Raw genomic sequence first — 26,515 nt, 5'->3', positions numbered from 1 at the left:
TGATGAATTTGAACAGCCCACCGAACAACTTATCCGCAGGATAGATGGCAACCGGCTATAGGCGTATTCCGACCTCAATTACAGATGACCAGCATAGTGCGGGTTACTGCCCCGGCAGGGTTCCAACCGAACAGATAGTCACCCTCTTCGTCGCTGGCATCGCTGGATCGGGTGATGACCTTGTAGCCCTGCATCTTGCACTCTCGAGCCGCGCGTTTTTCGCACTTGCTCCAGCTGTTGCCGAGGCCAGAGCAATCTACCTCGATACCACTCACACCGCGTTTGGCGTGGGTCTTGGCGCTGGTGGCCGAGCAACCAGCAAGCATTACCAATGCGAGCACTACGATAAGCCTGTTCATTCAAATCCTTACTGAAGCCACAACACAAGAACCGCTTTTAACTTAAGACTATAGTCAGTTCTGACACTGGGCTATACGCCTTGGTTCTCGGTGTTGATTCAACGAATTTCAGGCACAAAAAAGGGCGACCGAAGTCGCCCTTTTTTATGGTCTGACAGAACTTAGTTCTGTTTTTCCATTTGTGCACGCAACAGGTCGCCCAGAGTGGTAGGACCAGCAGCGATGCTATCCGAAGGCTTGTCTTTCAAGCTCTGGATGGCTTCTTTCTCTTCAGCATCGTCTTTCGACTTGATGGAGAGCTGGATTACACGGCTCTTGCGGTCAACGCTGATGATCTTGGCTTCTACTTCCTGGCCTTCTTTCAGAACGTTACGCGCGTCTTCAACGCGGTCACGGCTGATTTCGGAGGCTTTCAGAGTCGCTTCGATATCGTCGGCCAGAGTGATGATGGCGCCTTTAGCGTCAACTTCCTTCACGATGCCTTTAACGATTGCGCCTTTGTCGTTGTCCTGAACGTATTCAGAGAACGGGTCGCTTTCCAGTTGCTTGATACCCAGGGAGATACGCTCGCGCTCTGGGTCAACCGACAGGATAACGGTGTCCAGCTCGTCGCCCTTCTTGAAACGACGAACAGCTTCTTCGCCCACTTCGTTCCAGGAGATGTCGGACAGGTGAACCAGGCCGTCGATGCCGCCGTCCAGACCAATGAAGATACCGAAATCGGTGATCGACTTGATGGTGCCGGAGATTTTATCGCCCTTGTTGAACTGGCCAGAGAAATCTTCCCATGGGTTAGATTTGCACTGCTTGATGCCCAGGGAGATACGACGACGCTCTTCGTCGATGTCCAGAACCATAACTTCCACTTCGTCGCCGACTTGTACGACTTTCGAAGGGTGGATGTTCTTGTTGGTCCAGTCCATTTCGGAAACGTGTACCAGGCCTTCCACGCCTTCTTCCAGCTCAGCGAAGCAGCCGTAGTCGGTCAGGTTGGTAACACGCGCGGTAACGCGAGTGCTTTCTGGGTAACGGGCTTTGATAGCAACCCATGGATCTTCACCCAGTTGCTTCAGGCCCAGGGAAACACGGTTGCGCTCGCGATCGTATTTCAGAACCTTGACATCGATCTCGTCGCCAACGTTGACGATTTCGGAAGGATGCTTGATACGCTTCCAAGCCATGTCGGTAATGTGCAGCAGGCCATCCACGCCACCCAGGTCGACGAATGCGCCGTAGTCGGTGAGGTTTTTGACGATACCTTTGACTTGTTGGCCTTCCTGCAGGGATTCCAGCAGAGCTTCACGCTCGGCGGAGTTCTCTGCTTCCAGGACGCTGCGACGGGAAACGACAACGTTGTTGCGCTTCTGGTCGAGCTTGATGACCTTGAATTCGAGTTCTTTGCCTTCCAGGTGCGTGGTGTCGCGCACTGGACGAACGTCGACCAAAGAACCTGGCAGGAACGCACGGATGCCGTTAACGTCGACAGTGAAGCCGCCTTTAACCTTACCGTTGATAACGCCCTTGACCACTTCTTCAGCTGCGAAGGCTGCTTCGAGAACAATCCAGCATTCAGCGCGCTTGGCTTTTTCACGGGACAGCTTGGTTTCACCGAAACCGTCTTCAACCGAGTCCAGAGCAACGTGAACTTCGTCACCGACATTGATTGTCAGATCACCAGCATCGTTGTAGAACTGTTCCAGCGGGATCAGAGCTTCAGACTTCAGACCAGCGTGAACGGTTACCCAGCGAGCTTGGTAATCGATATCAACGATAACACCGGTGATGATGGAGCCTGCCTGAAGGTTCAGGGTTTTTAGGCTTTCTTCAAAGAGTTCCGCAAAGCTTTCGCTCATTTTAATTCCTGTTGATAAGGGCGAAGAATACGCCCATCTCCACACCCCAGACGGTGTGGGTCAGTTTCAATTAAAAGAAGCACCGCAGGACTATGACTGGTCCCCTGCAGCCTTCTTGGTCACCCGGCGATATCGCGAATGGCGATCTCGCTCAAGATGCGTTCCAGCACCTGCTCGATGGACAACTCCGTGGAATCCAGCTGTATGGCATCAGCCGCCGGCTTGAGCGGGGCTACTGCGCGCTGGGTATCACGCTCATCGCGTGCACGGATCTCATCTAGCAGACTCGACAGACTAACACCATCGACTTTGCCCTTCAACTGCAAGTAGCGGCGGCGAGCCCGCTCCTCGGCGCTGGCGGTCAGGAAAATCTTCAATGGCGCCTCGGGAAACACCACGGTTCCCATGTCACGGCCATCGGCCACCAGGCCCGGTGGCTCCTGGAAAGCCCGCTGGCGCTGCAACAATGCGTCCCGCACCGCTGGCAGTGCGGCAACCTGGGAGGCCCAGGAGCCGACTTGCTCATTGCGCAGATCATCGGTCACATCATCCCCTTCAAGGATTATGCGCTGGGGATGACCTTCCGTCGCGCCAACAAACTGCACATCAAGGTGCGCCGCCAGCAGCTTCAGGGATTCTTCGTTGGTCAGGTCGACGCCATGGTTGCGTGCGGCGAATGCCAGCAGGCGGTACAGCGCGCCGGAATCCAGCAGGCACCAGCCCAGGCGCTTGGCCAGGATGCCGGCGATCGTGCCTTTGCCCGAGCCACTTGGCCCGTCGATGGTAATCACCGGTGCTTTGATATTCACAATTGAGCCTCTTGGGCAACACGGATGCCGACTTGGGCACACAGTGTAAGAAAGTTCGGAAAAGACGTAGCAACATTGGCGCAGTCACGGATACGAATCGGCGCCGCCGCCCGCAGGGAAGCCACGCTGAATGCCATGGCAATCCGGTGATCGCCATGGGCATGCACTTCACCACCGCCCATCAGGCCACCGTCAATGATAATCCCATCAGGCGTCGGTTCACACTTCACGCCCAGTGCCAGCAGACCATCGGCCATGACCTGGATACGGTCGGACTCCTTCACGCGCAGCTCTTCGGCGCCGCGCAACACGGTCCGCCCTTCGGCACAGGCCGCCGCGACGAACAGCACCGGGAACTCGTCGATCGCCAAAGGCACCAGCGCCTCGGGGATTTCAATACCTTTCAACGTCGCGGCACGTACGCGCAGATCAGCAACCGGTTCGCCGCCCACTTCACGCGGATTTTCCAGGGTAATGTCCGCCCCCATCAGCCGCAGAATGTCGATCACGCCGGTGCGGGTCGGGTTGACGCCCACATGTTCCAGCAACAACTCGGAGCCTTCGGCAATCGAAGCCGCCACCAGGAAAAACGCCGACGAGGAAATATCCCCCGGCACTTCAATATGCGTCGCAACCAGCGCATGGCCAGACTCAACCGACGCCTTGGCCCCCACCACATCAACCGGATAACCAAAACCGCGCAACATGCGCTCGGTATGATCACGGGTCGGCGCAGGCTCGGTCACCGAGGTCTTGCCCTCGGCGTAAAGCCCGGCCAGCAACAGGCAGGATTTAACCTGCGCACTGGCCATCGGCATCGAATAATCGAAACCTTTGAGCACCTGACCACCCCGGATAGTCAGCGGCGGACGCCCCTCCGGGCCGGTCTCAATCACCGCGCCCATTTCCCGCAGCGGCTTGGCCACGCGACTCATCGGGCGCTTGGACAGGGAAGCATCGCCCGTCAGCACGCTGTCGAAGCTCTGCGCAGCCAGCAACCCGGACAGCAGACGCATGGAGGTGCCCGAGTTACCGAGATAGATCGGCCCCGGCGCCGGCTTCAAGCCATGCAAACCCACGCCGTGGATGGTCACGCGCCCATGGTGCGGCCCTTCAATCACCACGCCCATGTCGCGAAACGCCTGCAAAGTTGCCAGCGCGTCCTCGCCTTCGAGGAAACCCTCAACCTCAGTCACGCCTTCAGCCAATGAACCCAACATGATCGACCGATGGGAGATCGACTTGTCGCCCGGCACCCGAATGCGCCCGCTCAAGCGGCCACCGGGTTCGGCGAGGAAGGTCAGCTCATCAGCGTTCACAGCGGTTTCCATGTAGGCCCGGCGCGCCAGGATCTTGCTGAAATGCTCACGCGCCACCCGCGCACGGGTAAACACGCCCAATAACTGATGGCCATCCCCGGCGTCGACCGCATCGCGCAAGGCGTCGAGGTCGCTGCGGAAGGTGTCCAGGGTGCGCAACACCGCTTCGCGATTGGCGAGGAAGATGTCGTGCCACATCACCGGGTCGCTGCCGGCAATCCGCGTGAAGTCGCGGAAGCCACCGGCGGCGTAACGGAAAATCTCGAGGTTCTCGTTGCGCTTGGCCAGCGAGTCCACCAGGCCAAACGCGAGCAAATGCGGCAGATGGCTGGTCGCGGCCAGCACTTCGTCATGACGCTCGACCTGCATGTGCTCGACGTCCGCACCCAACTCGCGCCACAGACGATCCACCACCGCCAGCGCCGCCGGATCGGTTTGCGCAAGCGGCGTCAGGATCACTTTGTGGCGACGGAACAGCTGCGCATTCGACGCCTCCACCCCGCTTTGCTCCGAACCAGCAATCGGATGGCCCGGCACGAAACGCGTCGGCATGCCACCAAACGCCTGTTGCGCCGCGCGCACCACATTGCCCTTGGCACTGCCGACGTCCGTGAGGATCGCCTGGCCCAGGTCCATGCCCGCCAACACGGCGAGCAATTTCTCCATGGCCAGGATAGGTACGGCCAGTTGGATCACGTCAGCGCCCTGGCACGCGAGCGCTAGGTCCGCTTCACAGCGATCCACCACGCCCAACTCGACCGCCAACTGACGCGATTGCGGGTCCAGGTCCACACCGACCACTTCGCCACACAGCCCGCTTTCACGCAGGCCTTTGGCGAAGGAGCCACCGATCAACCCCAGACCGACCACCACCAGGCGACCGATCATAGGCACAGCAGGTTGCAATGCAGTGACATCAACCACGAGCCAGAACCTTGGCCAGCGCCTCCAGGAAGCGGCTGTTTTCAGCCGGCAGACCGATGGTGATGCGCAGGTGGTTCGGCATCCCGTAGTTGGCCACCGGACGCACGATCACGCCTTCGCGCAACAGCCCCTGGAACACCGGGGCAGCCACCTGGCCGAGATCGACGCAGATAAAGTTGCCCTTGGACGGAATCCAGCCCAGGCCCAGTTCGCGGAAGCCTTCCTGCAACTGCACCATGCCGCTTTCGTTGATGCGGCGACCCTCTTCCAGATACTCTGCATCCTTCACCGCCGCACAGGCCGCCGCCAGGGCCAGGCTGTTGACGTTGAACGGCTGGCGCACGCGGTTCAGCACATCGGCGACCACCGCACTGGACAAGCCGTAGCCCACGCGCAACGACGCCAGGCCGTAGGCCTTGGAGAAGGTGCGCGACACCAGCAGGTTCGGGTACGCGGCCAGGAAATCCAGGCCGTCCGGCAGGTCGCTGCCTTCGGCATACTCGATATAGGCCTCGTCCAGCACCACCAGCACGTGTTCCGGCACGTCTTGCAGGAAATCGTTCAGCGCCTGGGCGTCGAACCAGGTGCCGGTCGGGTTGTTCGGGTTGGCGATGAACACCACGCGGGTCTGGGCGTCGATGGCCGCCAGCATGGCTGGCAGGTCGTGGCCCCAATCTTTCGCCGGAATGATGCGCGCATCGGCACCGACGGCCTGGGTCACGATCGGATAGACCGCAAACGCGTGCTCGCTGAACACCGCGTTCAAGCCCGGTGCCAGGTAGGCACGGCCGACCAGTTCAAGAATGTCGTTGGAACCGTTGCCCAGGGTCACCTGGTTCAGCTCGACCCGGCACTTTTCCGCCAGCAGCGACTTGAGCGCGAAGCCGTTGCCGTCCGGATACCGGGTCAGCTCAGCCAGCTCTTCACGAATCGCTGCCAATACCTTGGGGCTGGGACCAAGCGGATTCTCGTTGCTCGCCAGCTTGACGATTTTCGAAGGATCCAGGTTCAACTCACGCGCCAGCTCATCCACAGGCTTGCCCGGAACGTAAGGCGACAGTTGTTGCACGCCCGGCTGCGCCAGGGCGAGGAAGTTGCCACTCATGTTAACGCCTCACAAAACCGCTTTCGGGTAAGAGCCCAGCACCTTGAGTGCCACGGCTTCCTGACTGATTTTCTCCAGCACGCCCTTGACCAGTGGGTCGCGGTGATGGCCGATGAAGTCGATAAAGAACACGTAAGTCCATTTACCGCTGCGCGAAGGACGAGTCTCGATGCGCGTCAGGTCAATCCCGTTGTCGTGGAACGGCACCAGCAGCTCATGCAGCGCGCCAGGCTTGTTGCTCATGGACACAATGATCGAGGTCTTGTCGTCACCGGTCGGCGGTACTTCCTGGCTACCGATCATCAGGAAGCGCGTGGAGTTGTCCGGGCGATCCTCGATTTTCTCGGCCAGCCGCGTCAGGCCGTACAGGCCCGCCGCCATATCACCGGCGATGGCCGCCGAGTTCCACTCACCCTTGACCCGCTTGGCGGCTTCGGCGTTGCTGGAGACCGCCACGCGCTCGACATTCGGGTAATGCGCATCCAGCCATTTGCGGCACTGGGCCAGCGACTGCGCGTGGGAGTAGATGCGGCTGATGCTGTCAGTCTTGGTGTTCTCGCCCACCAGCAGGTGGTGGTGGATGCGCAGCTCGACTTCGCCGCAGATCACCATGTCGTGTTCGAGGAAGCTGTCCAGCGTGTGGTTGACCGCGCCTTCGGTGGAGTTTTCCACCGGAACCACGCCAAAGTTCACCGCACCGGCCGCCACTTCACGGAACACTTCGTCAATGGCCGCCATTGGCTTGCTGATCACGGCGTGGCCGAAGTGCTTCATGGCCGCCGCCTGGGTGAAGGTGCCTTCCGGGCCGAGGTACGCCACTTTCAGCGGCTGCTCCAGCGCCAGGCACGAAGACATGATTTCACGGAACAACCGCGCCATCTCCTCGTTGCCCAACGGGCCCTTGTTGCGCTCCATCACGCGCTTGAGCACCTGGGCTTCACGCTCGGGACGGTAGAACACCGGCACTTCGCCTTCGGCCAGGGATGCCATCTTCACCCGTGCCACTTCCTGGGCGCACCGCGCACGCTCACTGATCAGCTCCAGGACTTTCTCGTCCAGGCTGTCGATGCGTACGCGCAGGGCCTTGAGTTCTTGCTCAGACATTAGCCGTGTTCCTTTTCGAACTCTGCCATGTAGGCAACCAGCGCGTTGATCGCGTGGATGTCGACGGCGTTGTAGATGGAGGCGCGCATGCCACCCACCGAGCGGTGACCCTTGAGGTTCAGCAGGCCGCGTTCGTCGGCACCGGCCAGGAATGGCTTGTCCAGGCGGTCGTCAGCCAGGCGGAACGGCACGTTCATCCACGAGCGGTCAGTCAGGTTGATCGGGTTGCTGTACAGGCCGCTGGCGTCGATGAAGTCGTACAAGACGCGCTTCTTCTCTTCGTTCAGCTTGCCCATGGCGGCGACACCGCCCTGCTCTTTCAGCCACTCGAACACCAGGCCGGACAGGTACCAGGCGAACGCCGGCGGGGTGTTGTACATCGAGCCGTTATCGGCTGCGACCTTGTAGTTGAGCATGGTCGGGCACAGCGATCGCGCACGACCCAGCAGGTCTTCGCGGATGATGTTGACCAGGATGCCGCTCGGGCCGATGTTCTTCTGGGCGCCGGCGTAGATCATGCCGTACTTGGACACGTCGATCGGGCGCGACAGGATGTCCGAGGACATGTCGCACACCAGCGGCACGTCGCCCACTTCCGGTACCCAGTCGAATTCCAGGCCGCCAATGGTTTCGTTGGCCACGTAGTGCACGTAGGCAGCGTCCTTCGACAGCTTCCACTCGTTCTGACCCGGAATGGCGAAGTAGTCGTAAGGCTTGGCGGTGCCTGCCACATTGACGTGACCGTAACGCGAGGCCTCTTCAATAGCCTTCCGCCCCCAGATACCGGTGTCGATATAGTCGGCAGTGCCGTCTTCCGGCAGCAGGTTCAGCGGGATCTGGGCGAACTGCTGGCTGGCGCCACCTTGCAGGAACAGCACCTTGTAGTTGGATGGGATGTCCAGCAAGTCGCGCAGGTCCTGCTCGGCCTTGGTGGCGATAGACACGAACTCATCGCTGCGATGGCTCATTTCCATCACAGAGAGGCCTTTTCCATGCCAGTCGAGGAGTTCACCCTGCGCACGCTGCAGGACTGCTTCAGGAAGCGCCGCGGGACCGGCACAGAAGTTATAGGCTCTCTTGCTCACATCCAATCTCACTCTGATCTGGTGGGGTGGTGCAATAAACGGGTATTTCAATACTTTCAGAAGGGACAAACAACAAGGGGGCGAATCTTCATCCGCCCCCTGTGTGTCCGCTTATTCCTGCGGTTCTTCTTCGTCTGCGGCAGCGTCGAGGGTTGGCTCGTCGACGTTGTCATCGCCGGCTGCGATCACCTCGCCCTCAAACTCCTCACCTTCCAGCTCTTCGCCTTCGACTTCCGACGGCTCCTGAACACGCTCCAGGCCGACCAGTTTTTCGTCCTTGGCCAGCTTGATCAGGGTCACGCCCTGAGTGTTACGGCCCAGGCTCGACACTTCAGCGACACGGGTACGCACCAGGGTGCCCTGGTCGGAGATCAGCATGATTTCCTCGCCGTCGAGCACCTGCACCGCGCCGACCAGACGGCCGTTGCGGTCGTTGCTGACCATGGCGATCACGCCCTGGCCGCCACGCTTGTACTCCGGGAACTCGCTGATGGCGGTGCGCTTGCCATAACCACGCTCGGAAGCGGTGAGGATCTGGCTGCCTTCTTCCGGGATCAGCATCGAAATCAGCTTCTGCCCTTCTGGCAGGCGCATACCGCGCACACCGCGGGCGGTACGGCCCATGGCACGCACGTCGGATTCCTTGAAGCGCGTGACCTTGCCGCCATCGGAGAACAGCATGACCTCACGCTCGCCATCCGTGATGGCAGCGGAGATCAGTACGTCGCCTTCGTCCAGCTCCAGGGCGATCAGGCCCACGCTGCGTTGACGGCTGAAGGATTCCAGCGGCGTCTTCTTCACGGTGCCTTTGGCGGTGGCCATGAAGATGAAGTGACCTTCGGTGTATTCCTCGACCGGCAGCATGGTGGTGATGTATTCATCACTGTCCAGCGGCAGCAGGTTGACCAGTGGGCGACCACGGGCAGCACGGGACGCTTCCGGGATTTCGTAGGTCTTGAGCCAGTACACCTTGCCCTTGCTGGAGAACAACAGCAGCGTGGTGTGGCTGTTGGCAACCAGCAGGTGAGCGATGTAGTCCTCATCCTTCACGCCGGTAGCCGATTTACCTTTACCACCACGACGCTGGGCCTGGTACGCAGCCAGCGGCTGGGTCTTGGCGTAGCCACCGTGGGAGATGGTCACTACACGCTCTTCTTCCGGGATCATGTCACCCAGGGTCAGGTCGAGGCGCGCATCGAGAATCTCGGTGCGGCGCACATCGCCGTATTCGGCGCGGATCACTTCCAGTTCTTCGCGGATCACTTCCATCAGGCGCACGGCGCTGCTGAGGATGCGGATCAACTCGCCGATCTGGTTGAGAATCTCCTGGTACTCGGCCAGCAGCTTCTCATGCTCCAGGCCGGTCAGGCGGTGCAGGCGCAGTTCCAGAATGGCCTGGGCCTGTTCCGGCGACAGGAAGTACTTGCCTTCGCGCAGACCGTATTGCGGGTCCAGGGTCTCCGGACGGCACGAGTCGGCGCCGGCACGTTCAACCATGGCCACCACGGCGCTGGATTCCCAAGGGGTGCTGATCAGCGCCTCTTTGGCTTCCGACGGGGTTGGCGAGGCCTTGATCAGGGCGATCACCGGGTCGATGTTCGACAGCGCAACTGCCTGGCCTTCCAGGATGTGGCCGCGTTCGCGGGCCTTGCGCAGTTCGAACACGGTACGGCGGGTGACCACTTCGCGGCGGTGACGCACGAAGGCTTCCAGCAGGTCCTTGAGGTTCAGGATGCGCGGGCGGCCATCGATCAGTGCAACCACGTTGATACCAAACACGCTTTGCAGCTGGGTCTGGGCGTAGAGGTTGTTGAGGATCACCTCAGGCACTTCGCCACGACGCAGCTCGATCACCACGCGCATACCGTCTTTGTCGGACTCGTCGCGCAGCTCGGTGATGCCTTCGAGCTTCTTCTCTTTGACCAGCTCGGCGATCTTCTCGATCAGGCGTGCCTTGTTCAGCTGGTACGGCAGCTCGGTGATGACGATCTGCTGGCGGCCACCGACCTTGTCGATGTCTTCGATGATCGAGCGGGCACGCATGTAAATGCGGCCGCGACCGGTGCGATAGGCTTCGATGATGCCGGCGCGACCGTTGATGATCGCGGCGGTCGGGAAGTCCGGGCCGGGGATGTATTGCATCAGCTCATCGACGGTCAGCTCGGGGTTGTCGATGAGGGCCAGGCAACCGTCGATGACTTCACCGAGGTTGTGCGGCGGGATGTTGGTCGCCATGCCCACGGCGATACCGCTGGAACCGTTGACCAGCAGGTTGGGGATCTTGGTCGGCATGACGGCCGGGATCATTTCGGTGCCGTCGTAGTTCGGCACCCAGTCCACGGTTTCTTTATGCAGGTCGGCCAGCAGCTCATGCGCCAGCTTGGTCATGCGCACTTCGGTGTATCGCATGGCCGCGGCGTTGTCGCCGTCGACCGAACCGAAGTTGCCCTGGCCGTCTACCAGCAGGTAGCGCAGGGAAAACGGCTGGGCCATCCGAACGATGGTGTCGTACACCGCAGTGTCGCCGTGAGGGTGATACTTACCGATCACGTCACCGACAACACGGGCAGATTTCTTGTACGGCTTGTTCCAGTCGTTACCCAGCTCGCTCATCGCGAACAGCACACGCCGGTGCACGGGCTTCAAGCCATCGCGCGCATCAGGCAGTGCCCGACCGACAATTACGCTCATCGCGTAGTCGAGGTAGGACTGTTTCAGCTCGTCTTCGATATTGACCGGGAGGATTTCTTTGGCCAGTTCGCCCATGAGAAGCCTGATTCCTTTTTCGGGTGAAACCTCGTCACATCCATATGGGACGAACGAAGCTCGCCGCTGCCGGCAGAGTGCCTGACAACGACTTACGACAAATCAACGAGTTATGACACGGATCTGCACGTTATAGGCCGCCCCTCGGGGCAGCCCTGGAAACCGCCGGATGTTATCACAATCGCCGCCACGCACCTATCCCCCTGATGCGCATGGAGCATAGTAAGTTGACGGATGACAGGCTTGAGGGCGACGAGAGGGGCTCAGAGCTGGGTCAGGGGTATTTTTCCGGGCTGGATCGGAGGGATTTATTGACTTTTAGCGCCAATCGGGGGCAAGCCCCCTCCCACATTTTGAATGTGTTCACGATTCAAGTGTGGGAGGGGGCTTGCCCCCGATCGCTATCTGACAAGCATCGACGCCCTCAATGCAGGCGTTTACGGCACATCAATTTGGCCAACTTGGCGGTGTCCGGCCGTTCGACCACGCCTTTTTCGGTCACGATCACATCGATCAGGTCAGCCGGGGTCACGTCGAACACCGGATTGAAGGCCGCCACATCCGCCGCGAAGCGCTGGCCGGCGACTTCCAGCAACTCACCGGCATCACGCTCTTCCAGGGCAACGCCATCGCCAGTGGCCATCATCAGGTCCAGGGTAGAACTCGGCGCCACCACCATGAAACGCACACCGTGGTGCATCGCACACACGGCCAACTGGTAGGTGCCGATCTTGCTGATCACATCACCGTTGGCGGCAATGCAGTCGGCGCCGACGATCACCCAGGTCACGCCTTTGGTCTTGAGGATATGCGCACCGGCCGAGTCGGCATTCACCGTCACCGGGATGCCCTCGCCCGCCAGCTCCCAGGCGGTCAGCCGCGAACCTTGCAGCCAGGGCCGGGTTTCATTGGCGTAGACCTGCTCGACCATGCCTTCGAGGTAAGCCGCGCGAATCACCCCGAGCGCCGTCCCCACACCGCCGGTCGCCAGGGCACCCGCGTTGCCATGGGTGAGGATGGCCTGGGCATTGCCCTGGTGCTTGCGGATCAGCTCGACGCCGAGCTGGGCCATGGTCAGGTTGGCCTCGCGGTCACTTTCATGGATAGCGATGGCCTCCGCCTCCAGCACCGCCAGCGGGTCGGCGTGCTTTTTCACACGATCCAGGCGATCACGCATGCGCTTCAACGCCCAGAACAGGTTCGACGCGGTGGGTCGGGCATCGGCCAACAATGCGTAGTCTTCTTCCCACGCAGCCTGCCAGTCACCGCCTTCGGCGATCCGCTCACGGGCCGCCAGCACCAGGCCATATGCGGCGCTGATACCGATGGCCGGCGCACCGCGCACCACCATCGAGCGAATGGCTGCAGCCACTTCATCGACCGTCACGCAGGCCACCCAGCTTTCCCGGGACGGCAAGGCACGCTGATCGAGCAGGTACAGTGCGCCATCACGCCAATCGATGGCCTTCACTTTCTCCGCTGCCAACAGTCGATCGCGCATCCCTTACTCCGCACTCATAAACAAAGCCGCCGATTATAGCGATCCGCCAGCCAGGACGCTCGGGTATACTTCGCCCTTCTTTTATAGCTGCCTGGGAAGAAGCCTGCGATGACCGCCACTGCCGCCCCGCTCGACCTATTGTTGCTGCCAACATGGCTGGTGCCTGTCGAACCCGCCGGCGTGGTGCTCAAGGAACATGGCCTGGGCATCCGCGATGGGCGCATTGCCTTTATCGGGACTCGCCAGGCGGCGTTGAAGCTGACCGCCAAGGAGACCCGTGAACTGCCGGGCATGCTGCTCAGCCCCGGCCTGGTCAACGCCCACGGGCACGCGGCGATGAGCCTGTTTCGCGGCCTGGCCGATGACCTGCCGCTGATGACCTGGCTGGAAAAACACATCTGGCCCGCCGAAGCCAAGTGGGTCGATGAAGCCTTCGTACGCGACGGTACCGACCTGGCCATCGCCGAACAGCTCAAGGGCGGCATCACCTGCTTCTCCGACATGTACTTCTACCCCAAGGTCGCCAGCGATTGTGTGCACAACAGCGGCATGCGCGCGCAGATCGCGATTCCGATCCTCGACTTCCCGATCCCCGGCGCCGGCAGCGCCGACGAGGCGATTCGCCAGGGTGTCGAGCTGTTCGGCGACCTCAAGCACCACCCGCGCATCAAGATCACCTTCGGCCCGCACGCGCCTTACACAGTGTGCGATGACAACCTGGAAAAAATCCGAGTGATCGCCGAAGAACTGGACGCCGCGATCCATATGCATGTTCACGAAACCGCCTTCGAAGTGCAGCAAGCGGTCGAACAGACCGGCGAGCGCCCATTGGCGCGCCTGGGTCGGCTCGGCCTGCTCGGCCCGCGCTTCCAGGCCGTTCATATGACCCAAATCAGCGAGGACGACCTGGCTTTGCTGGTAGAAAGCAACACCAGCGTCATCCATTGCCCGGAATCCAACCTGAAACTGGCCAGCGGCTTTTGCCCGGTGGAGCGTCTGTGGCAGGCTGGCGTGAATGTGGCCATCGGCACCGATGGCGCCGCCAGCAACAATGACCTCGACCTGTTGGGCGAAACCCGCACGGCGGCGATGCTGGCCAAGGCCGTCGCCGGTTCGGCCACCGCACTCGATGCCCATCGCGCCCTGCGCATGGCCACCCTCAATGGTGCGCGGGCCATGGGCCTGGAAAGCGAGATCGGCTCGCTGGAAGTCGGCAAGGCGGCGGATATCGTTGCTTTCGATCTGTCGGGGCTGGCGCAACAACCGATCTATGATCCGGTCTCACAGCTTATATATGCCACCGGACGCGATTGCGTGAAACACCTTTGGGTCGCTGGCAAGCAATTGCTCGACGACCGGCAATTGACCCGCATGGATGAACAACAGTTGACCGCCACGGCCATCGCCTGGGGCCAACGCATCAGCGGGCACAGCGAATAACGAAGGTCTTGAACCCCGGCGTTCAAGACTGACAAACCGATTTATCAGATTTAGAGGATTCACCATGAGCAACGTCGACCACGCCGAAATCGCCAAATTCGAAGCCCTGGCTCACCGCTGGTGGGACCGCGAAAGCGAGTTCAAGCCTTTGCACGACATCAACCCGCTGCGGGTCAACTGGATTGACGAGCGCGTCAACCTGGCCGGCAAGAAGGTACTGGACGTCGGTTGCGGCGGCGGCATCCTCAGCGAAGCCATGGCTCAGCGCGGCGCGACCGTGATGGGTATCGACATGGGCGAAGCGCCCTTGGCCGTGGCCCAATTGCACCAGTTGGAGTCCGGGGTGAGCGTGGAATACCGCCAGATCACCGCCGAAGCCCTGGCCGAAGAGATGCCCGAGCAGTTCGACGTGGTCACCTGCCTGGAAATGCTGGAGCACGTACCGGACCCGTCCTCGGTGATCCGCGCCTGCTTCCGCATGGTCAAGCCCGGCGGCCAGGTGTTCTTCTCCACCATCAACCGCAACCCCAAGGCCTACCTGTTCGCGATCATCGGCGCCGAATACATCATGAAGCTGCTGCCGCGCGGCACCCATGACTTCAAGAAATTCATCCGTCCCTCCGAGCTGGGTGCGTGGAGCCGCCAGGCCGGGCTGACCGTCAAGGACATCATCGGCCTGACCTACAACCCGCTGACCAAGCACTACAAGCTGGCCAACGATGTGGACGTCAACTACATGATCCAGACCCTGCGCGAGGAGTGAGCCTGTGAAGTTGCGAGCGGTTCTCTTCGACATGGACGGTACCCTGCTGGATACCGCGCCGGACTTTATCGCCATCTGCCAGGCCATGCGCGCCGACCGCGACCTGCCGCCGATCAACCCGCAGCACATCCGCGATGAAATCTCCGGCGGTGCGCGGGCAATGGTGGCGGTGACCTTCTCGATGGACCCGGAATCGCCAGGCTTTGAAGAACTGCGCCAGGAATTCCTCGAGCGCTACCTCAAGGGCTGCGCGGTGCACAGCAAGTTGTTCGACGGCATGGCCGAGCTGCTGGATGACATCGAGAAGTCCAAGCTGGTCTGGGGCGTGGTCACCAACAAGCCCCTGCGTTTTGCCGAACCGATCATGCAGCAACTCGGCCTGGCCGAACGCTCGGCACTGCTGATCTGCCCGGACCACGTGAAAAACAGCAAGCCGGACCCGGAGCCGATGATCCTGGCCTGCAAGATGCTCGGCCTGGACCCGGCCAGCGTGCTGTTCGTGGGCGACGACCTGCGCGACATCGAGTCCGGCCGCGACGCCGGCACCCGCACCGCGGCGGTCACTTACGGCTACATCCACCCGGACGACAACCCACGCCATTGGGGCGCCGATGTGGTGGTGGATCACCCGCTGGAACTGCGCAAGGTGCTGGATAACGCACTGTGCAGTTGCTGATTACTCAACGCCCCCACCCTCTATGAAGATCCAATGTGGGAGGGGGCTTGCCCCCGATAGCGGTGTGCCAGCCCGCACCTATCGGACTGATAGGCCCTCATCGGGGGCAAGCCCCCTCCCACAGGGGATCTTCAGTGTTTTCGGAGTTGGGGTTCATAAGCTGCTGAATTCTGTCGAGGCTATTTATGTTTGATTACTCCGCACGTCCAGAACTGCTCAAAGGCCGGGTGATCCTGGTCACCGGCGCCGGTCGCGGGATCGGCGCCGCGGCGGCGAAAACCTATGCCGCCCACGGTGCTACCGTACTGCTGCTGGGCAAGACCGAAGCCAACCTTGCCCAGGTATATGACGAGATCGAAGCCGCAGGCCAACCACAGCCGGTGGTGATCCCCTTCAACCTGGAGACCGCCCTGCCCCATCAATACGATGAGCTGGCGGCGATGATCGAAAAGGAATTCGGCCACCTCGACGGCCTGCTCCACAACGCCTCGATCATCGGCCCACGCACACCGCTCGAACAGTTGTCCGGCGAGAACTTCATGCGGGTGATGCACGTGAACGTCAACGCGATGTTCATGCTGACCAGCACCTTGTTGCCGCTGCTCAAATTGTCCCAGGATGCGTCGGTGGTGTTCACCTCCAGCAGCGTCGGGCGCAAGGGTCGGGCTTACTGGGGCGCTTATGGCGTGTCGAAGTTTGCGACCGAAGGCTTGATGCAAACCTTGGCTGATGAGCTTGAGGATGTGGCAGCAGTACGCTCCAACAGCATCAACCCAGGCGGCACGCGCACCAGCATGCGCGCCCAGGCGTATCCCGGGGAAAACCCGATGGAGCGGCCTGCTCCGGAAGAAATCATGCCGGTGTACCTGTACCTGATGGGGCCGGACAGTACCGGCATCAACGGCCAGGCGTTCGACGCGCAATAACCGGCACATTGTAAAACCAAATGTGGGAGGGGCTTGCCCCCCGATTGCAGTGGATCAGTCAACAGATACAGTGACTGTCCCACCGCTATCGGGGGCAAGCCCCCTCCCACATTTTTTATCGCGGTGTGGTTTAGTTTTTCACCACTTCTTCGAGGGTGAAACGGCCCAACGGGTTCTGCAGGAAGTTGCTCACATTCTTGCGTGAGATGTTGATGTAAGGGCTGTAGTACAAGTCGATCCAGTTCACATCCTGTTTCGCCAGTTTCTGCAATTCCACATACATCTGCTCACGCTTGACCGGGTCGGCCTCGATCCGTGCCTGAGCGACCAGGTCCTTGACCTTGTCGTTCTTGTAGCGGGTCATGTAGTTCTGGTTGGTGTCGTGGCCCAGCACGAAGGTGGTCTTCTGGTCGGGGTCGAGGATGTCGTTGGTCCAGTACATCACCGAAATGTCGTACTCACCGTCCACCAGCATCTGCCAGCTCTGGGTCGGGTCGACCTTTTGCAGGTTGGCGGTCACGCCGACCTTGGCCAATTGGTCCTTGATGATCACCGCAATCTGCTCGTCGGCTTCGTTACCGGCGTTGACTACGTAGTTGAGCTTCAAGTCCTTGGCACCGGCCTGCTCCAACAGCTTCTTGGCGGCCGTGGGGTCATACGGGCGCTGCAGGTTGTTGGCGTAGTGGTACAGCGAGCCCTTTGGAATGTAGGAATAGGCCACAGTGCCCTGACCGTAGGTGGCGGTCTTCACCAACGATTGTTTGTCGATGGCCATGTCCAGCGCCTGACGCACTTCCGGCTTGGCCAGCAGGCCGTGGGCGTGGTTGATCAGCAGGTGATCTTCACGGGTGGACGGGTCGGCGTGGATCACCACGTTCTTGTCTTTCTTCAGCTCTTCAACCCGCGAGAACGGTACGAAGATCGCCGTGTCCAGCTCGTTGTTCTGCACCATGCGCATGCGCGTGTTGTCGTCAGTGACGGAGACCCACTCCACGCCATCCAGGCTCACGTTTTTTGCCTGCCAGAAGTTCGGGTTCTTCTTCAGGATCACCCGATCGCCCTTGCGCCACTCGTCCACGGTAAACGCACCGGAGGTCACCGGGTTTTCCGAGTAGGCGTCTTCGCCCATCTTGGTCATGGCTTTTTCCGACAGGATCGACACCGTCGGCGACGCCAGTTGCGAGAGGAAGGCTACAGCCGGGGTTTTCAGGGTGACCACCAGGGTTTTCGCATCCGCCGCCTTGGCCGTGTTGATCAGGTTGAACGGATCAGCCCACAGCGACGCCTTGTTGTCGCGGATACGCAGCAGGCTGAACGCCGCATCGTCGGCAGTAATGGCCGAGCCATCGGAGAACTTTGCGTCACGCAGTTTGAAGGTGTAAGTCAGCCCGTCCTTGGAGATATCCCAGCTTTCAGCCAGGCCCGGCTCCATCTTGGTGCCCAGGTTGTCGACGCGCACCAGAGTGTCGTAGACATTGGCAAATACCCAGGTGTCGCGGTTTTGCGCGCTTTTGATCGGGTCGAACGTGGTGCTGTCTTCACGGCAGCCGATGGTCAGTACACCGGCGGCCTGCGCGAAACCGGCAGTCAGCGACCAGGCGGACAGTGTGGCGGCGGCGAGCAACTTCAAGTGGCGCGATTGCATGTCATAACTCCTTGTTCATGAATGGCAGGGATGGGTTAAAGCAAAGGTTCTTCAAGCACGCAACTGTACCGATGCTCGTGCAGGAAATGCGTTGGCGGCAACACCACGGAACACAAGGCGCGGGCATGCCGGCAACGCGGGTGGAAGGCGCAGCCGGTGGGCAAATTCAGTGGGCTCGGTGGTTCACCCGGCAAAGGCTGCGTAGGTAACGGCCGATGCGGATCGATCTCGGGAATCGCCTGGATCAACGCCGCCGTGTAGGGGTGACGCGGTGAAGTAAAGACCGCTTCCACCGGTCCCTCCTCGACGATCTTGCCCAGGTACATCACCGCCACGCGGTCGCACAGGCGGCGCACGATGGCCAGGTCATGGGCGATAAACAGGATCGCCAGGTTCATGCGCTGTTGCAGTTCCAGCAGCAGGTTGATGATCTGGCCCTGGATCGACACATCCAGCGCCGCCACGCACTCGTCGGCGATGATCAGGCGTGGCTCCACCGCCAGCGCCCGGGCAATGCCGACGCGCTGGCACTGGCCACCGCTGAGGGAGCCGGGTTTGCGGCTGGCCAGTTCGGGGCGCAGGCCGACCAGGTCGAGCAGTTCATTCACACGAGCTGCAACTTGCTCTGGCGCGACTTTGCGCTGCACGCGCAGCACCTCGGCGATGGTTTCACCGATGGTGTGGCGCGGGTTCAACGCGGCGTACGGGTCCTGGAAGATCATCGCGGTTTCATGCCGCAGGCGAGTGATATCGATGGCGCTGCCGTGGGCCATGTCGATGCCATCAAACAACACCTGACCGGCGCTGATCGGGTTGAGGTGCAGGATGGCGCGGCCCAGGGTGCTTTTGCCACTGCCGGACTCACCCACCAGCCCCAGGGTTTCACCCGCCGCCAGGTTCAGCGACACGCCATTCACCGCCCTCACCCACTGCTTGTTCAAGCCGAACACGCCGGTGCCGGAGGCGGCAAACTTCACCTCAAGGTCCTTGATCTGCAACAGGCTCATGGCTGCACTCCCAACGGGTAATGACAGGCCACTCGCGCACCTTGTGGCAGCACCTCGGTGCACAAGACGCCGACCTGCGGGCAGCGCGGGTTGAAGCGGCAACCGGCGGGCAATGCGTCCAGCAACGGCGGCTGCCCAGGGATCGTGCGCAGCAAGGCGTGGCCGCTGCTGTGGGCGGGCTGGCAATCGATCAGGCCGGCGGTGTAAGGGTGCTGCGGTCGAGCCAGCAAGTCGTATTTGCTGCCGTGCTCGCACAGCCGCCCGGCATACATCACTGCGATGGAATCACAGGTTTGCGCCACCACGCCGAGGTCATGGGTAATCATGATGATCGACAGGCCGCGCTGATCACGCAGGTCCAGCAGCAACCGCAGGATCTGCGCCTGCACCGTCACATCCAGGGCCGTGGTCGGCTCGTCGGCGATCAGCACTTTAGGGTTGCAGCCCAGCGCCACGGCGATCATTGCGCGCTGGCGCATGCCGCCAGAAAACTCGTGAGGGTAGTTGTCGACCCGCGCTTGGGGATCGGGGATGCCAACCTGGCGCAGCACGTCGATAGCCTGCAATCGTGCGTCTTTTTTTGACGCGCCTTGATGCAGTCGAATGCCTTCGGCAATCTGCTCGCCGATACGCATCAGCGGGTCGAGGTGGCTGCTGGGGTTCTGGAAGATCATGCCCAGTTGGCCGCCGCGCACGGCGCGCATGCCAGCATCATCCAGTGCCAACAGGTCTTGGCCGGCCAGCCGCACTGCGCCGCCTTGCACGCGCAGGCTGGGCGATGGCAGCAGGCGCATCAGGCCGCGACAAGCCATGGTCTTGCCTGAGCCGCTCTCCCCTACCAGGCCGAGGATTTCGCCTTCGGCCAGGTCGAACGACACTCGGTCGACCAGGGTCACCTCGCGCCCGGCATCGTTGGCGATGACACTGAGGTCGCGCACTTGCAGCAGACTCATGAGCGGTCCCCCAACACTTGCGCTACGCCATCGGCGAGCAAGCTGAAGCCCATGGCCAGGGTCACGATGGCCAGCCCCGGAAAGGTACAGATCCACCACGCGGTGGTGATAAAGGCCTGCCCCTCGGCGACCATGGTGCCCCATTCGGCGGTCGGCGGTTGCACGCCCAAGCCCAGGTAGCTCACGGCGGCGCCATTGAGCAGCACCAGCACCGCGTCCGACATGGAAAACACAATCGAGCCGAACATCGCATTGGGCAGCAGATGCCGGAACAGAATGCGCCCGTGGCCAAAGCCCAGGCTCTTGGCGGCCAGGGCAAACTCGCTTTCCTTGAGCACCAGGATCTGCGAGCGGATCAGCCGCGCATACGACACCCAGCCGACCAGCGCCATGGCAATGTAGAAACTCTTCAAGCCCGGCCCGAGGATGGCCATGATCGCCAGCATCAGCACCAGGAACGGAAACGCCAGGATCACGTCGATCACGCGCATGCAGACGCTGTCGAAGCGCCCGCCGATATACCCGGAAACCGCGCCGATGAAGGTGCCGATCATGAACGGGAAGATCACCCCGACAATCGCCAGTTGCAGGTCGATGCGCGCGCCCCAGATCACTCTCGAAAGGATGTCCCTACCGTAGTTATCCGTACCAAACGGATGCGCAAGACTCGGACCGAGCAAACTGAAATCGGTGTTCTGCGCAATCGGGTCATACGGCGCGATCCACGGCGCAAACAGCGCAAGCGCCAACCACAGCAGCAGAATCAACAGGCCCCACGCCGCCGTCAGCCGGCCATTGCGAAAACCGAAGCGCAGGCGCATGCGCCACGGGGCAATCAACGGGCGGCTGCTCATTGCATCTTCACCCGTGGGTCGAGGGCCACCGTCACCACGTCAGCAATGAAGTTGACCACTACCGTCGCACAGGCCAGCACCATGGCCACGCCCTGCACCACCATGTAATCGCGGGTAAAAATGCCGCGCACCAGCAATTGGCCAATGCCAGGGATGGCGAACAGGCTTTCGATCACCACCGTGCCGCTGATCAGCCAGCCGATGTTCACCGCCAGCAGGTTGACCGCCGGCACCAGGGAATTAGGCAGTACATGCCGGCGAAACACGGCGGCTTCCGACAGCCCACGGGCGCGGGCGGCGGTCACGTGATCAGCCTGCAACTCCATCAGCATGCTCGCCCGCAGGTTGCGCACCAGCACCGCCGACAGCGCCAGGGCAATCGTCAGGCACGGCAGCACCATGTGATGCGCCTTGTCCAGCCAGGTGCGGCCGTAGCCGGACACCGGAAACAAGCCCCACTGCACACTCAGCAACAGGATCAGCATCAAGCCCAGCCAGAACGCCGGCATGCCCAGGCCAACCGTGGTGAACACGCGGATCAGGTTGTCCGCCCAGCCGCCCTTGTTGCGTGCGGCCCACGTCGCCAGCGGCACCGCGATCAGCAGCGCCAGCACCACGCTGCCCAGTACCAGCACCAGGGTGGGCTCGATGCGCGTGACAATCAGCTTGAGAGCGTCGACCTTGTACAGCAGCGATTGGCCGAGGTCGCCCTTGAGCAGGTTCTTGAGGAAGTAGAAATATTGCAGCCACAACGGCTGGTCGAGGCCGTACTGGGCGCGGATCTTCAGCAAGGCATCCGGTGTGCTGCGCGAGCCCAGCAAGGCGCGCGCCGGGTCGCCGGGGATCGAGCGCACCAGCACAAAGGTGATCAGGCTGATGCCAAACAGCACCGGCAGCAACTGCAGCGGCCGGGACAGCACAAAACGATAACGCGCCAGGTTCATCCGTCAGCCTCGGTGACGAGCAAGGAAGTCCAGCAACACCGGGAAATACGCCTGGGGCTCCTCGTAAAAAGGCATATGGCTGCTGTTGGGGAACACATGCAATTCGGCGTGTCGGGCCGCCATTTTCATGCGCATGGCGCAGGCCGGGGTGAGTTCGTCGTGCTGGCCGGTGGTGATCAGGATCGGCATCTTGAATTCGGCCATCTCGGGGATGCGGTTCCAGTCCTTGAGGTTACCGATGTAGAGGAATTCGTTGGGCCCCTGCATGGTTTCGTAGGGGCCCATGTTCCAGTCGCCAAGGGAACGCTTGACCGGCTCGGGCCATTCATCGAGGCGGCACACGTGGCGGTAGTTGAGCAAGGTGATCGCCGCCTGGTATTGCGGGTGGTCGAGGGTGCCCATGGCCTCGTGGCGTTGCATCATGGCCACGGTTTCGCTGCCGAGGGCGCCGCGCAGGCGCTCCAGCTCCTGGGACAGGTGCGGAATGTCGCCGACGGTGTTTTCGAGGATCAGGCTTTTCAGTGCGTCGGGGTAATGGATGGCGTATTCGATACCGAGCCAGCCGCCCCAGGAATGCCCGAGCAAATGCACACGGCCCAGGCCCAGGGCCTGGCGCACAGTTTCGACTTCTTCGACATAACGGCGGATTTCCCACAGGGAAATATCAGTGGGTCTGGCTGATGCGCCCGTGCCAAGCTGGTCGAATGCAACCACTCGCAGGTTATGGTCCTTGAGCCAGCCATGGGCGTCGCGCAAGTAGTCACACGGCAGGCCCGGCCCGCCGTTGAGGCATAGCAGCACCTCATCGCCTTCGCCGAAGCTGTAGACCACGAGGTTATGGCCATCGACTTGCACGTTGTACTGCTGGTCGGGGGCAATTTCACGCCACATGCATACATTCCTTGTGTAGTGTCGGCCTGGCAGGTAGCGGGCCGTTTATCAGGCCAACACTACCGAGGATGCCGCGCGTCCATAACCTAGCATTTCTTATAGGTTTGGCCTGGCAGTCCTTCGCCGGGGCGTGGCATTCTACTTGCAGCAAGTCGAGATTCAAACGAATTCGGGAGCAGAACGGATGCTGGCCAAGCTGACTGCCTTAAATCACCGTCTGATGCCGGGCAGGAGCCTGGACGAGCAGATGGACAACACCTTTATCCTCGCCCAGCAACTGGGCTTCGACGCCTTGGTGTACGACTACACCCCGGTGCCGATCGACCAGGATGGTGCATTGATCACCCCTTCGGTGCTGCAACTGCGCAACACCCCGCCCGACTGGCATGCCTTGTGGTGCAGCGAAGGGTTCTACCAGATTGACCCGGTACAACATCTAGCCCTGAGCCGGGTGTCGCCGTTCGTCTGGTCCTACGACGTCAAGGCCGACACCCCTCTGCAAAAGATCATCGATCCCTGCCATGCGCCGGTTTCATCCTACCTGCATGACCAGCAATTGACCTGCGGCGTCAGCGTGCCGATCCACTTGCCCCGTGGTGGTTTTGCCTCGCTGACCGGGCTGCGTACCGGCAGTGCTCGCAACGTGCTGCAGGATGCGCAGCAGACCCTGTCGGACTTCGGCCTGATTTCCCATGCCTTGCAGGAAGCGGCCTACCCGCTGTTCAGCAAAGAGCTACGGACTTACCCGCACATTCACCTGACCAAACGCGAACGCGAGTGCCTCAAATGGGCCGCCGACGGCATGACTGCGGCCGAAATTGCCACACAACTGAGCCGTTCCCTGGCGGTAGTCACCCTGCACCTGGCCTCGGCCATGCACAAGCTGGGGGCCAAGAACCGTGTGCAAGCGGTGGTGCGCGCCACCCATTACCGCCTGCTCGACGATTGACCGCCGGGCAAAACCTAGCTGTTTTGCTAGTTACTTAAATTTCTTTCACCCATTATCGTGTCCCCGATCCTTTTTTCAGAGCAGGGCACGAAATGGAATTCATCGAAAAAATCCGCGAAGGGTATGCGGCGTTTGGCGCCTACCAAACCTGGTACCGCGTCACCGGTGACCTCTCCAGCGGTCGCACGCCCCTGGTGGTTATCCACGGCGGCCCCGGATGTACCCACGATTATGTTGACGCGTTCAAGGATGTCGCCGCCAGCGGCCACGCCGTGATCCACTACGACCAACTGGGCAACGGCCGCTCCACTCATCTGCCCGACAAAGATCCATCCTTCTGGACCGTAGGCCTGTTTCTCGAAGAGCTGAATAACCTGCTGGACCATCTGCAGATCAGCGATAACTACGCGATCCTCGGCCAGTCCTGGGGCGGCATGCTCGGCAGTGAACACGCGATCCTGCAACCCAAGGGCCTGCGAGCGTTCATCCCGGCCAACTCGCCAACGTGCATGCGCACCTGGGTCAGCGAAGCCAACCGCCTGCGCAAATTATTGCCTGAAGGCGTGCATGAAACCCTGCTCAAGCACGAAACCGCCGGCAACTACCAGGACCCGGAATACCTCGCCGCATCGCGGGTGTTCTATGACCATCACGTGTGCCGGGTCATCCCGTGGCCCGAGGAAGTGGCACGCACCTTCGCCGCGGTCGATGCAGACCCGACGGTGTACCACGCCATGAGCGGCCCGACCGAATTCCATGTGATCGGCAGCTTGAAAGACTGGAAATCCACTGGCCGCCTGTCGGCGATCAATGTACCGACCCTGGTGATCTCAGGCCGGCACGACGAGGCCACGCCGCTGGTGGTCAAGCCGTTCCTGGATGAAATCGCCGATGTGCGCTGGGCGCTGTTTGAAGACTCCAGTCATATGCCCCATGTGGAAGAACGCCAGGCGTGCATGGGGACTGTGGTGAAGTTTCTGGATGAGGTGTGTTCAGCAAAATACAAAGTGCTCAAGGCCGGCTGAATGCTCAAGCTGGATGCATTCCAATTGTGGGAGGGGGCTTGCCCCCGATGACGGTGGATCAGCTGAGTGATTGGTTGCTGACACACCGCTATCGGGGCAAGCCCCCTCCCACATTCAGACCTCAGTGGTTTCAGGCTTTGCGGCCTTCTTCGACACTTCCGCCACCAACGGGATTTCCCTGCCCTGCGCATCAAACAACTTGCCGCCTTTGAAGTAATCCCCATCACGCAGTTCCGACACATCGCGAAAGCACAAGCTACGCTCGGTCCCCGCCACAAATACCGACTGCTGGTCCGAGTTACCGGCGGTGAAATGGTTGAACGCCAGGTTCAGCAGGATCGCCATGATTGCCGACGAGCTGATCCCCGAGTGGAAAATGGTCGCGAACCAGCTCGGGAAGTGGTCGTAGAAGCTCGGTGCCGCAATCGGGATCATGCCAAAGCCGATGGAAGTGGCCACGATGATCAGGTTCATGTTGTTGCGGTAATCGACCTTGGACAAGGTGCGGATACCACTGGCCGCCACGGTACCGAACAGCACAATACCGGCCCCGCCCAGCACTGAAGTGGGCACCGCCGCGATGACCCGGCCCATGAAGGGCAACAAGCCGAGGATCACCAGGAACAGCCCGCCCGTGGCCACCACGAAGCGGCTCTTGACCCCGGTCACCGCCACCAGCCCGACGTTCTGGGCGAAGGCGCTCTGGGTGAACGAACCGAAGATCGGCGCAACCATGCTCGACAGCATATCGGCGCGCAGCCCGTTGCCCAAGCGTTTGGAATCGACTTTGGTGTCGATGATTTCACCCACCGCCAGGATATCCGCCGAGGTCTCGACCAGGGTCACCATCACCACGATGCACATGGAAATGATCGCGGCCACATGAAAGGTGGGCATGCCGAAATGGAAGGGTGTGGGGAAACCGAACATCGGCCCCTGGGTCACCCCCGAGAAGTCAGCCATGCCGAGGAACACCGCAATCACGGTGCCGATCACCATCGCCAGCAGGATCGACAAGCGTGAGATGGTCGCGCTGCCGATCTTGCTCAGCAGCAACACCAGTACCAGGGTCAACGCTGCCAGGCCGATATTGGACATGCTGCCGAAATCTGCAGCGCGGCTATTGCCGCCCATGGCCCAGCGCGCCGCAACGGGCATCAGGGTCAGGCCGATGGTGGTGATCACAATACCCGTCACCAGCGGCGGGAAAAACTTGGTGATCCGCGAGAACACCGGGGTTATCAATAAACCAATAAACGACGCGGCCATCACCGCGCCGAGAATCGCCGGCACACCGCCGGCGCCATCACTGCCGACAATCGCCACCATGGTCGCCACACCGGCGAACGATACGCCCTGCACCAGCGGCAACTGGCAGCCGAAAAACGGCAGGCCCAGGGTCTGCAACAGCGTGGCCAGGCCACCGGCAAACAGCGACGCGGCGATCAGCAGGCCGATATCCGCCGGCGACAAACCTGCCGCCTGGCCGACGATCAACGGTACCGCGACGATGCCGCCGTACATGGTGAGCACATGTTGCAGGCCGTAAGCCATGTTGGCGGCGACGCCGAGATTCTCATCTTCTGGCCGCTGCGGTGACGCCTTCGGGATAGTCAT

The 26,515-nt window shown here is 61.1% G+C and carries 22 protein-coding genes; 6 read left to right on the top strand and 16 right to left on the bottom strand.

What is annotated here, in order from left to right:
* Positions 1-74: 74 nt before the first annotated feature.
* From M2497_RS09510 to mtnA, 9 genes are all read right to left on the bottom strand, one after another.
* Complete coding sequence (locus M2497_RS09510) at positions 75-359, bottom strand: hypothetical protein (protein WP_248487076.1); 285 nt, start codon at positions 357-359, stop codon at positions 75-77.
* A gap of 161 nt (positions 360-520) precedes the next feature.
* Complete coding sequence (gene rpsA, locus M2497_RS09505; protein WP_012722933.1) at positions 521-2,212, bottom strand: 30S ribosomal protein S1; 1,692 nt, start codon at positions 2,210-2,212, stop codon at positions 521-523.
* Between the two features lie 119 nt (positions 2,213-2,331).
* Complete coding sequence (cmk, locus tag M2497_RS09500; protein WP_003172653.1) at positions 2,332-3,021, bottom strand: (d)CMP kinase; 690 nt, start codon at positions 3,019-3,021, stop codon at positions 2,332-2,334.
* Entirely contained in the window at positions 3,018-5,228 is a 2,211-nt protein-coding gene (locus M2497_RS09495) for a bifunctional prephenate dehydrogenase/3-phosphoshikimate 1-carboxyvinyltransferase (RefSeq protein WP_248488187.1), read from the bottom strand. The genes cmk and M2497_RS09495 overlap by 4 nt, the downstream gene beginning before the upstream one ends.
* A gap of 28 nt (positions 5,229-5,256) precedes the next feature.
* Positions 5,257-6,369 carry a histidinol-phosphate transaminase gene (gene hisC / locus M2497_RS09490; RefSeq protein WP_248487074.1) on the bottom strand — a complete coding sequence of 371 codons (1,113 nt, stop codon included), beginning with the start codon at positions 6,367-6,369 and terminating at the stop codon, positions 5,257-5,259.
* Between the two features lie 9 nt (positions 6,370-6,378).
* Positions 6,379-7,473, bottom strand: a complete 1,095-nt coding sequence (pheA, locus tag M2497_RS09485; RefSeq protein WP_003172650.1) for a prephenate dehydratase — start codon at positions 7,471-7,473, stop codon at positions 6,379-6,381.
* Positions 7,473-8,558: a 3-phosphoserine/phosphohydroxythreonine transaminase gene (gene serC, locus M2497_RS09480; RefSeq protein WP_248487073.1), complete on the bottom strand. Its 1,086-nt coding sequence runs from the start codon at positions 8,556-8,558 to the stop codon at positions 7,473-7,475. Before serC ends, pheA begins: the two co-directional genes overlap by 1 nt.
* 111 nt (positions 8,559-8,669) lie before the next feature.
* Positions 8,670-11,324: a DNA gyrase subunit A gene (gene gyrA, locus M2497_RS09475; protein ID WP_010211963.1), complete on the bottom strand. Its 2,655-nt coding sequence runs from the start codon at positions 11,322-11,324 to the stop codon at positions 8,670-8,672.
* Positions 11,325-11,748: 424 nt separating this feature from the next.
* Positions 11,749-12,825, bottom strand: a complete 1,077-nt coding sequence (gene mtnA / locus M2497_RS09470) for an S-methyl-5-thioribose-1-phosphate isomerase (protein ID WP_248487070.1) — start codon at positions 12,823-12,825, stop codon at positions 11,749-11,751.
* A gap of 108 nt (positions 12,826-12,933) precedes the next feature.
* Here mtnA and M2497_RS09465 point away from each other — a divergent pair, with 108 nt between their 5' ends.
* The 4 genes from M2497_RS09465 to M2497_RS09450 all read left to right on the top strand — a co-directional run bounded on the left by M2497_RS09465 (position 12,934) and on the right by M2497_RS09450 (position 16,630).
* Entirely contained in the window at positions 12,934-14,265 is a 1,332-nt protein-coding gene (locus M2497_RS09465; protein ID WP_058424510.1) for a TRZ/ATZ family hydrolase, read from the top strand.
* 64 nt (positions 14,266-14,329) lie between these two features.
* Positions 14,330-15,028, top strand: a complete 699-nt coding sequence (ubiG, locus tag M2497_RS09460; RefSeq protein ID WP_003189760.1) for a bifunctional 2-polyprenyl-6-hydroxyphenol methylase/3-demethylubiquinol 3-O-methyltransferase UbiG — start codon at positions 14,330-14,332, stop codon at positions 15,026-15,028.
* Between the two features lie 4 nt (positions 15,029-15,032).
* Positions 15,033-15,704 carry an N-acetylmuramic acid 6-phosphate phosphatase MupP gene (mupP, locus tag M2497_RS09455; RefSeq protein WP_248487069.1) on the top strand — a complete coding sequence of 224 codons (672 nt, stop codon included), beginning with the start codon at positions 15,033-15,035 and terminating at the stop codon, positions 15,702-15,704.
* 185 nt (positions 15,705-15,889) lie between these two features.
* On the top strand, positions 15,890-16,630 hold the full coding sequence (locus M2497_RS09450; RefSeq protein ID WP_248487068.1) for a YciK family oxidoreductase: 741 nt from the start codon (positions 15,890-15,892) through the stop codon (positions 16,628-16,630).
* 130 nt (positions 16,631-16,760) lie between these two features.
* On the opposite strand, the gene M2497_RS09445 is transcribed toward M2497_RS09450, so the two are convergent.
* Genes M2497_RS09445 through M2497_RS09420 form a run of 6 tightly spaced genes read right to left on the bottom strand, consistent with a single transcriptional unit; the run spans position 16,761 to position 22,924 of the window.
* The gene (locus M2497_RS09445; RefSeq protein WP_248487067.1) at positions 16,761-18,275 is read right to left on the bottom strand and encodes an ABC transporter substrate-binding protein; all 1,515 of its coding nucleotides are present in this window, start codon (positions 18,273-18,275) and stop codon (positions 16,761-16,763) included.
* 35 nt (positions 18,276-18,310) lie between these two features.
* Positions 18,311-19,282 carry an ABC transporter ATP-binding protein gene (locus tag M2497_RS09440; protein ID WP_071496683.1) on the bottom strand — a complete coding sequence of 324 codons (972 nt, stop codon included), beginning with the start codon at positions 19,280-19,282 and terminating at the stop codon, positions 18,311-18,313.
* Positions 19,279-20,235, bottom strand: coding sequence for an ABC transporter ATP-binding protein (locus M2497_RS09435; RefSeq protein ID WP_071496684.1), 957 nt, complete (start codon positions 20,233-20,235; stop codon positions 19,279-19,281). The genes M2497_RS09440 and M2497_RS09435 overlap by 4 nt, the downstream gene beginning before the upstream one ends.
* The gene (locus tag M2497_RS09430) at positions 20,232-21,089 is read right to left on the bottom strand and encodes an ABC transporter permease (RefSeq protein WP_071496685.1); all 858 of its coding nucleotides are present in this window, start codon (positions 21,087-21,089) and stop codon (positions 20,232-20,234) included. The genes M2497_RS09435 and M2497_RS09430 overlap by 4 nt, the downstream gene beginning before the upstream one ends.
* Complete coding sequence (locus M2497_RS09425; RefSeq protein ID WP_071496686.1) at positions 21,086-22,033, bottom strand: ABC transporter permease; 948 nt, start codon at positions 22,031-22,033, stop codon at positions 21,086-21,088. The genes M2497_RS09430 and M2497_RS09425 overlap by 4 nt, the downstream gene beginning before the upstream one ends.
* 3 nt (positions 22,034-22,036) lie before the next feature.
* Positions 22,037-22,924 carry a proline iminopeptidase-family hydrolase gene (locus M2497_RS09420; RefSeq protein WP_248487066.1) on the bottom strand — a complete coding sequence of 296 codons (888 nt, stop codon included), beginning with the start codon at positions 22,922-22,924 and terminating at the stop codon, positions 22,037-22,039.
* 184 nt (positions 22,925-23,108) lie between these two features.
* On the opposite strand from M2497_RS09420, the gene M2497_RS09415 reads away from it, so the two are divergent.
* Positions 23,109-23,873: a LuxR family transcriptional regulator gene (locus M2497_RS09415; protein WP_058424519.1), complete on the top strand. Its 765-nt coding sequence runs from the start codon at positions 23,109-23,111 to the stop codon at positions 23,871-23,873.
* A 92-nt stretch (positions 23,874-23,965) separates the two neighbouring features.
* On the top strand, positions 23,966-24,898 hold the full coding sequence (locus tag M2497_RS09410; RefSeq protein WP_248487065.1) for a proline iminopeptidase-family hydrolase: 933 nt from the start codon (positions 23,966-23,968) through the stop codon (positions 24,896-24,898).
* Between the two features lie 114 nt (positions 24,899-25,012).
* Here M2497_RS09410 and M2497_RS09405 read toward each other — a convergent pair whose 3' ends face one another.
* Positions 25,013-26,515, bottom strand: a complete 1,503-nt coding sequence (locus M2497_RS09405; protein ID WP_248487064.1) for a nucleobase:cation symporter-2 family protein — start codon at positions 26,513-26,515, stop codon at positions 25,013-25,015.

Origin of the sequence: Pseudomonas sp. CYM-20-01, assembly GCF_023169845.1 — a bacterium.
In the GTDB taxonomy this organism is placed as follows: Bacteria; Pseudomonadota; Gammaproteobacteria; order Pseudomonadales; family Pseudomonadaceae; genus Aquipseudomonas; species Aquipseudomonas azotoformans.
Note: the sequence above shows the minus strand (reverse complement) of the source record. Positions and strands in the feature narration are given on the sequence as shown.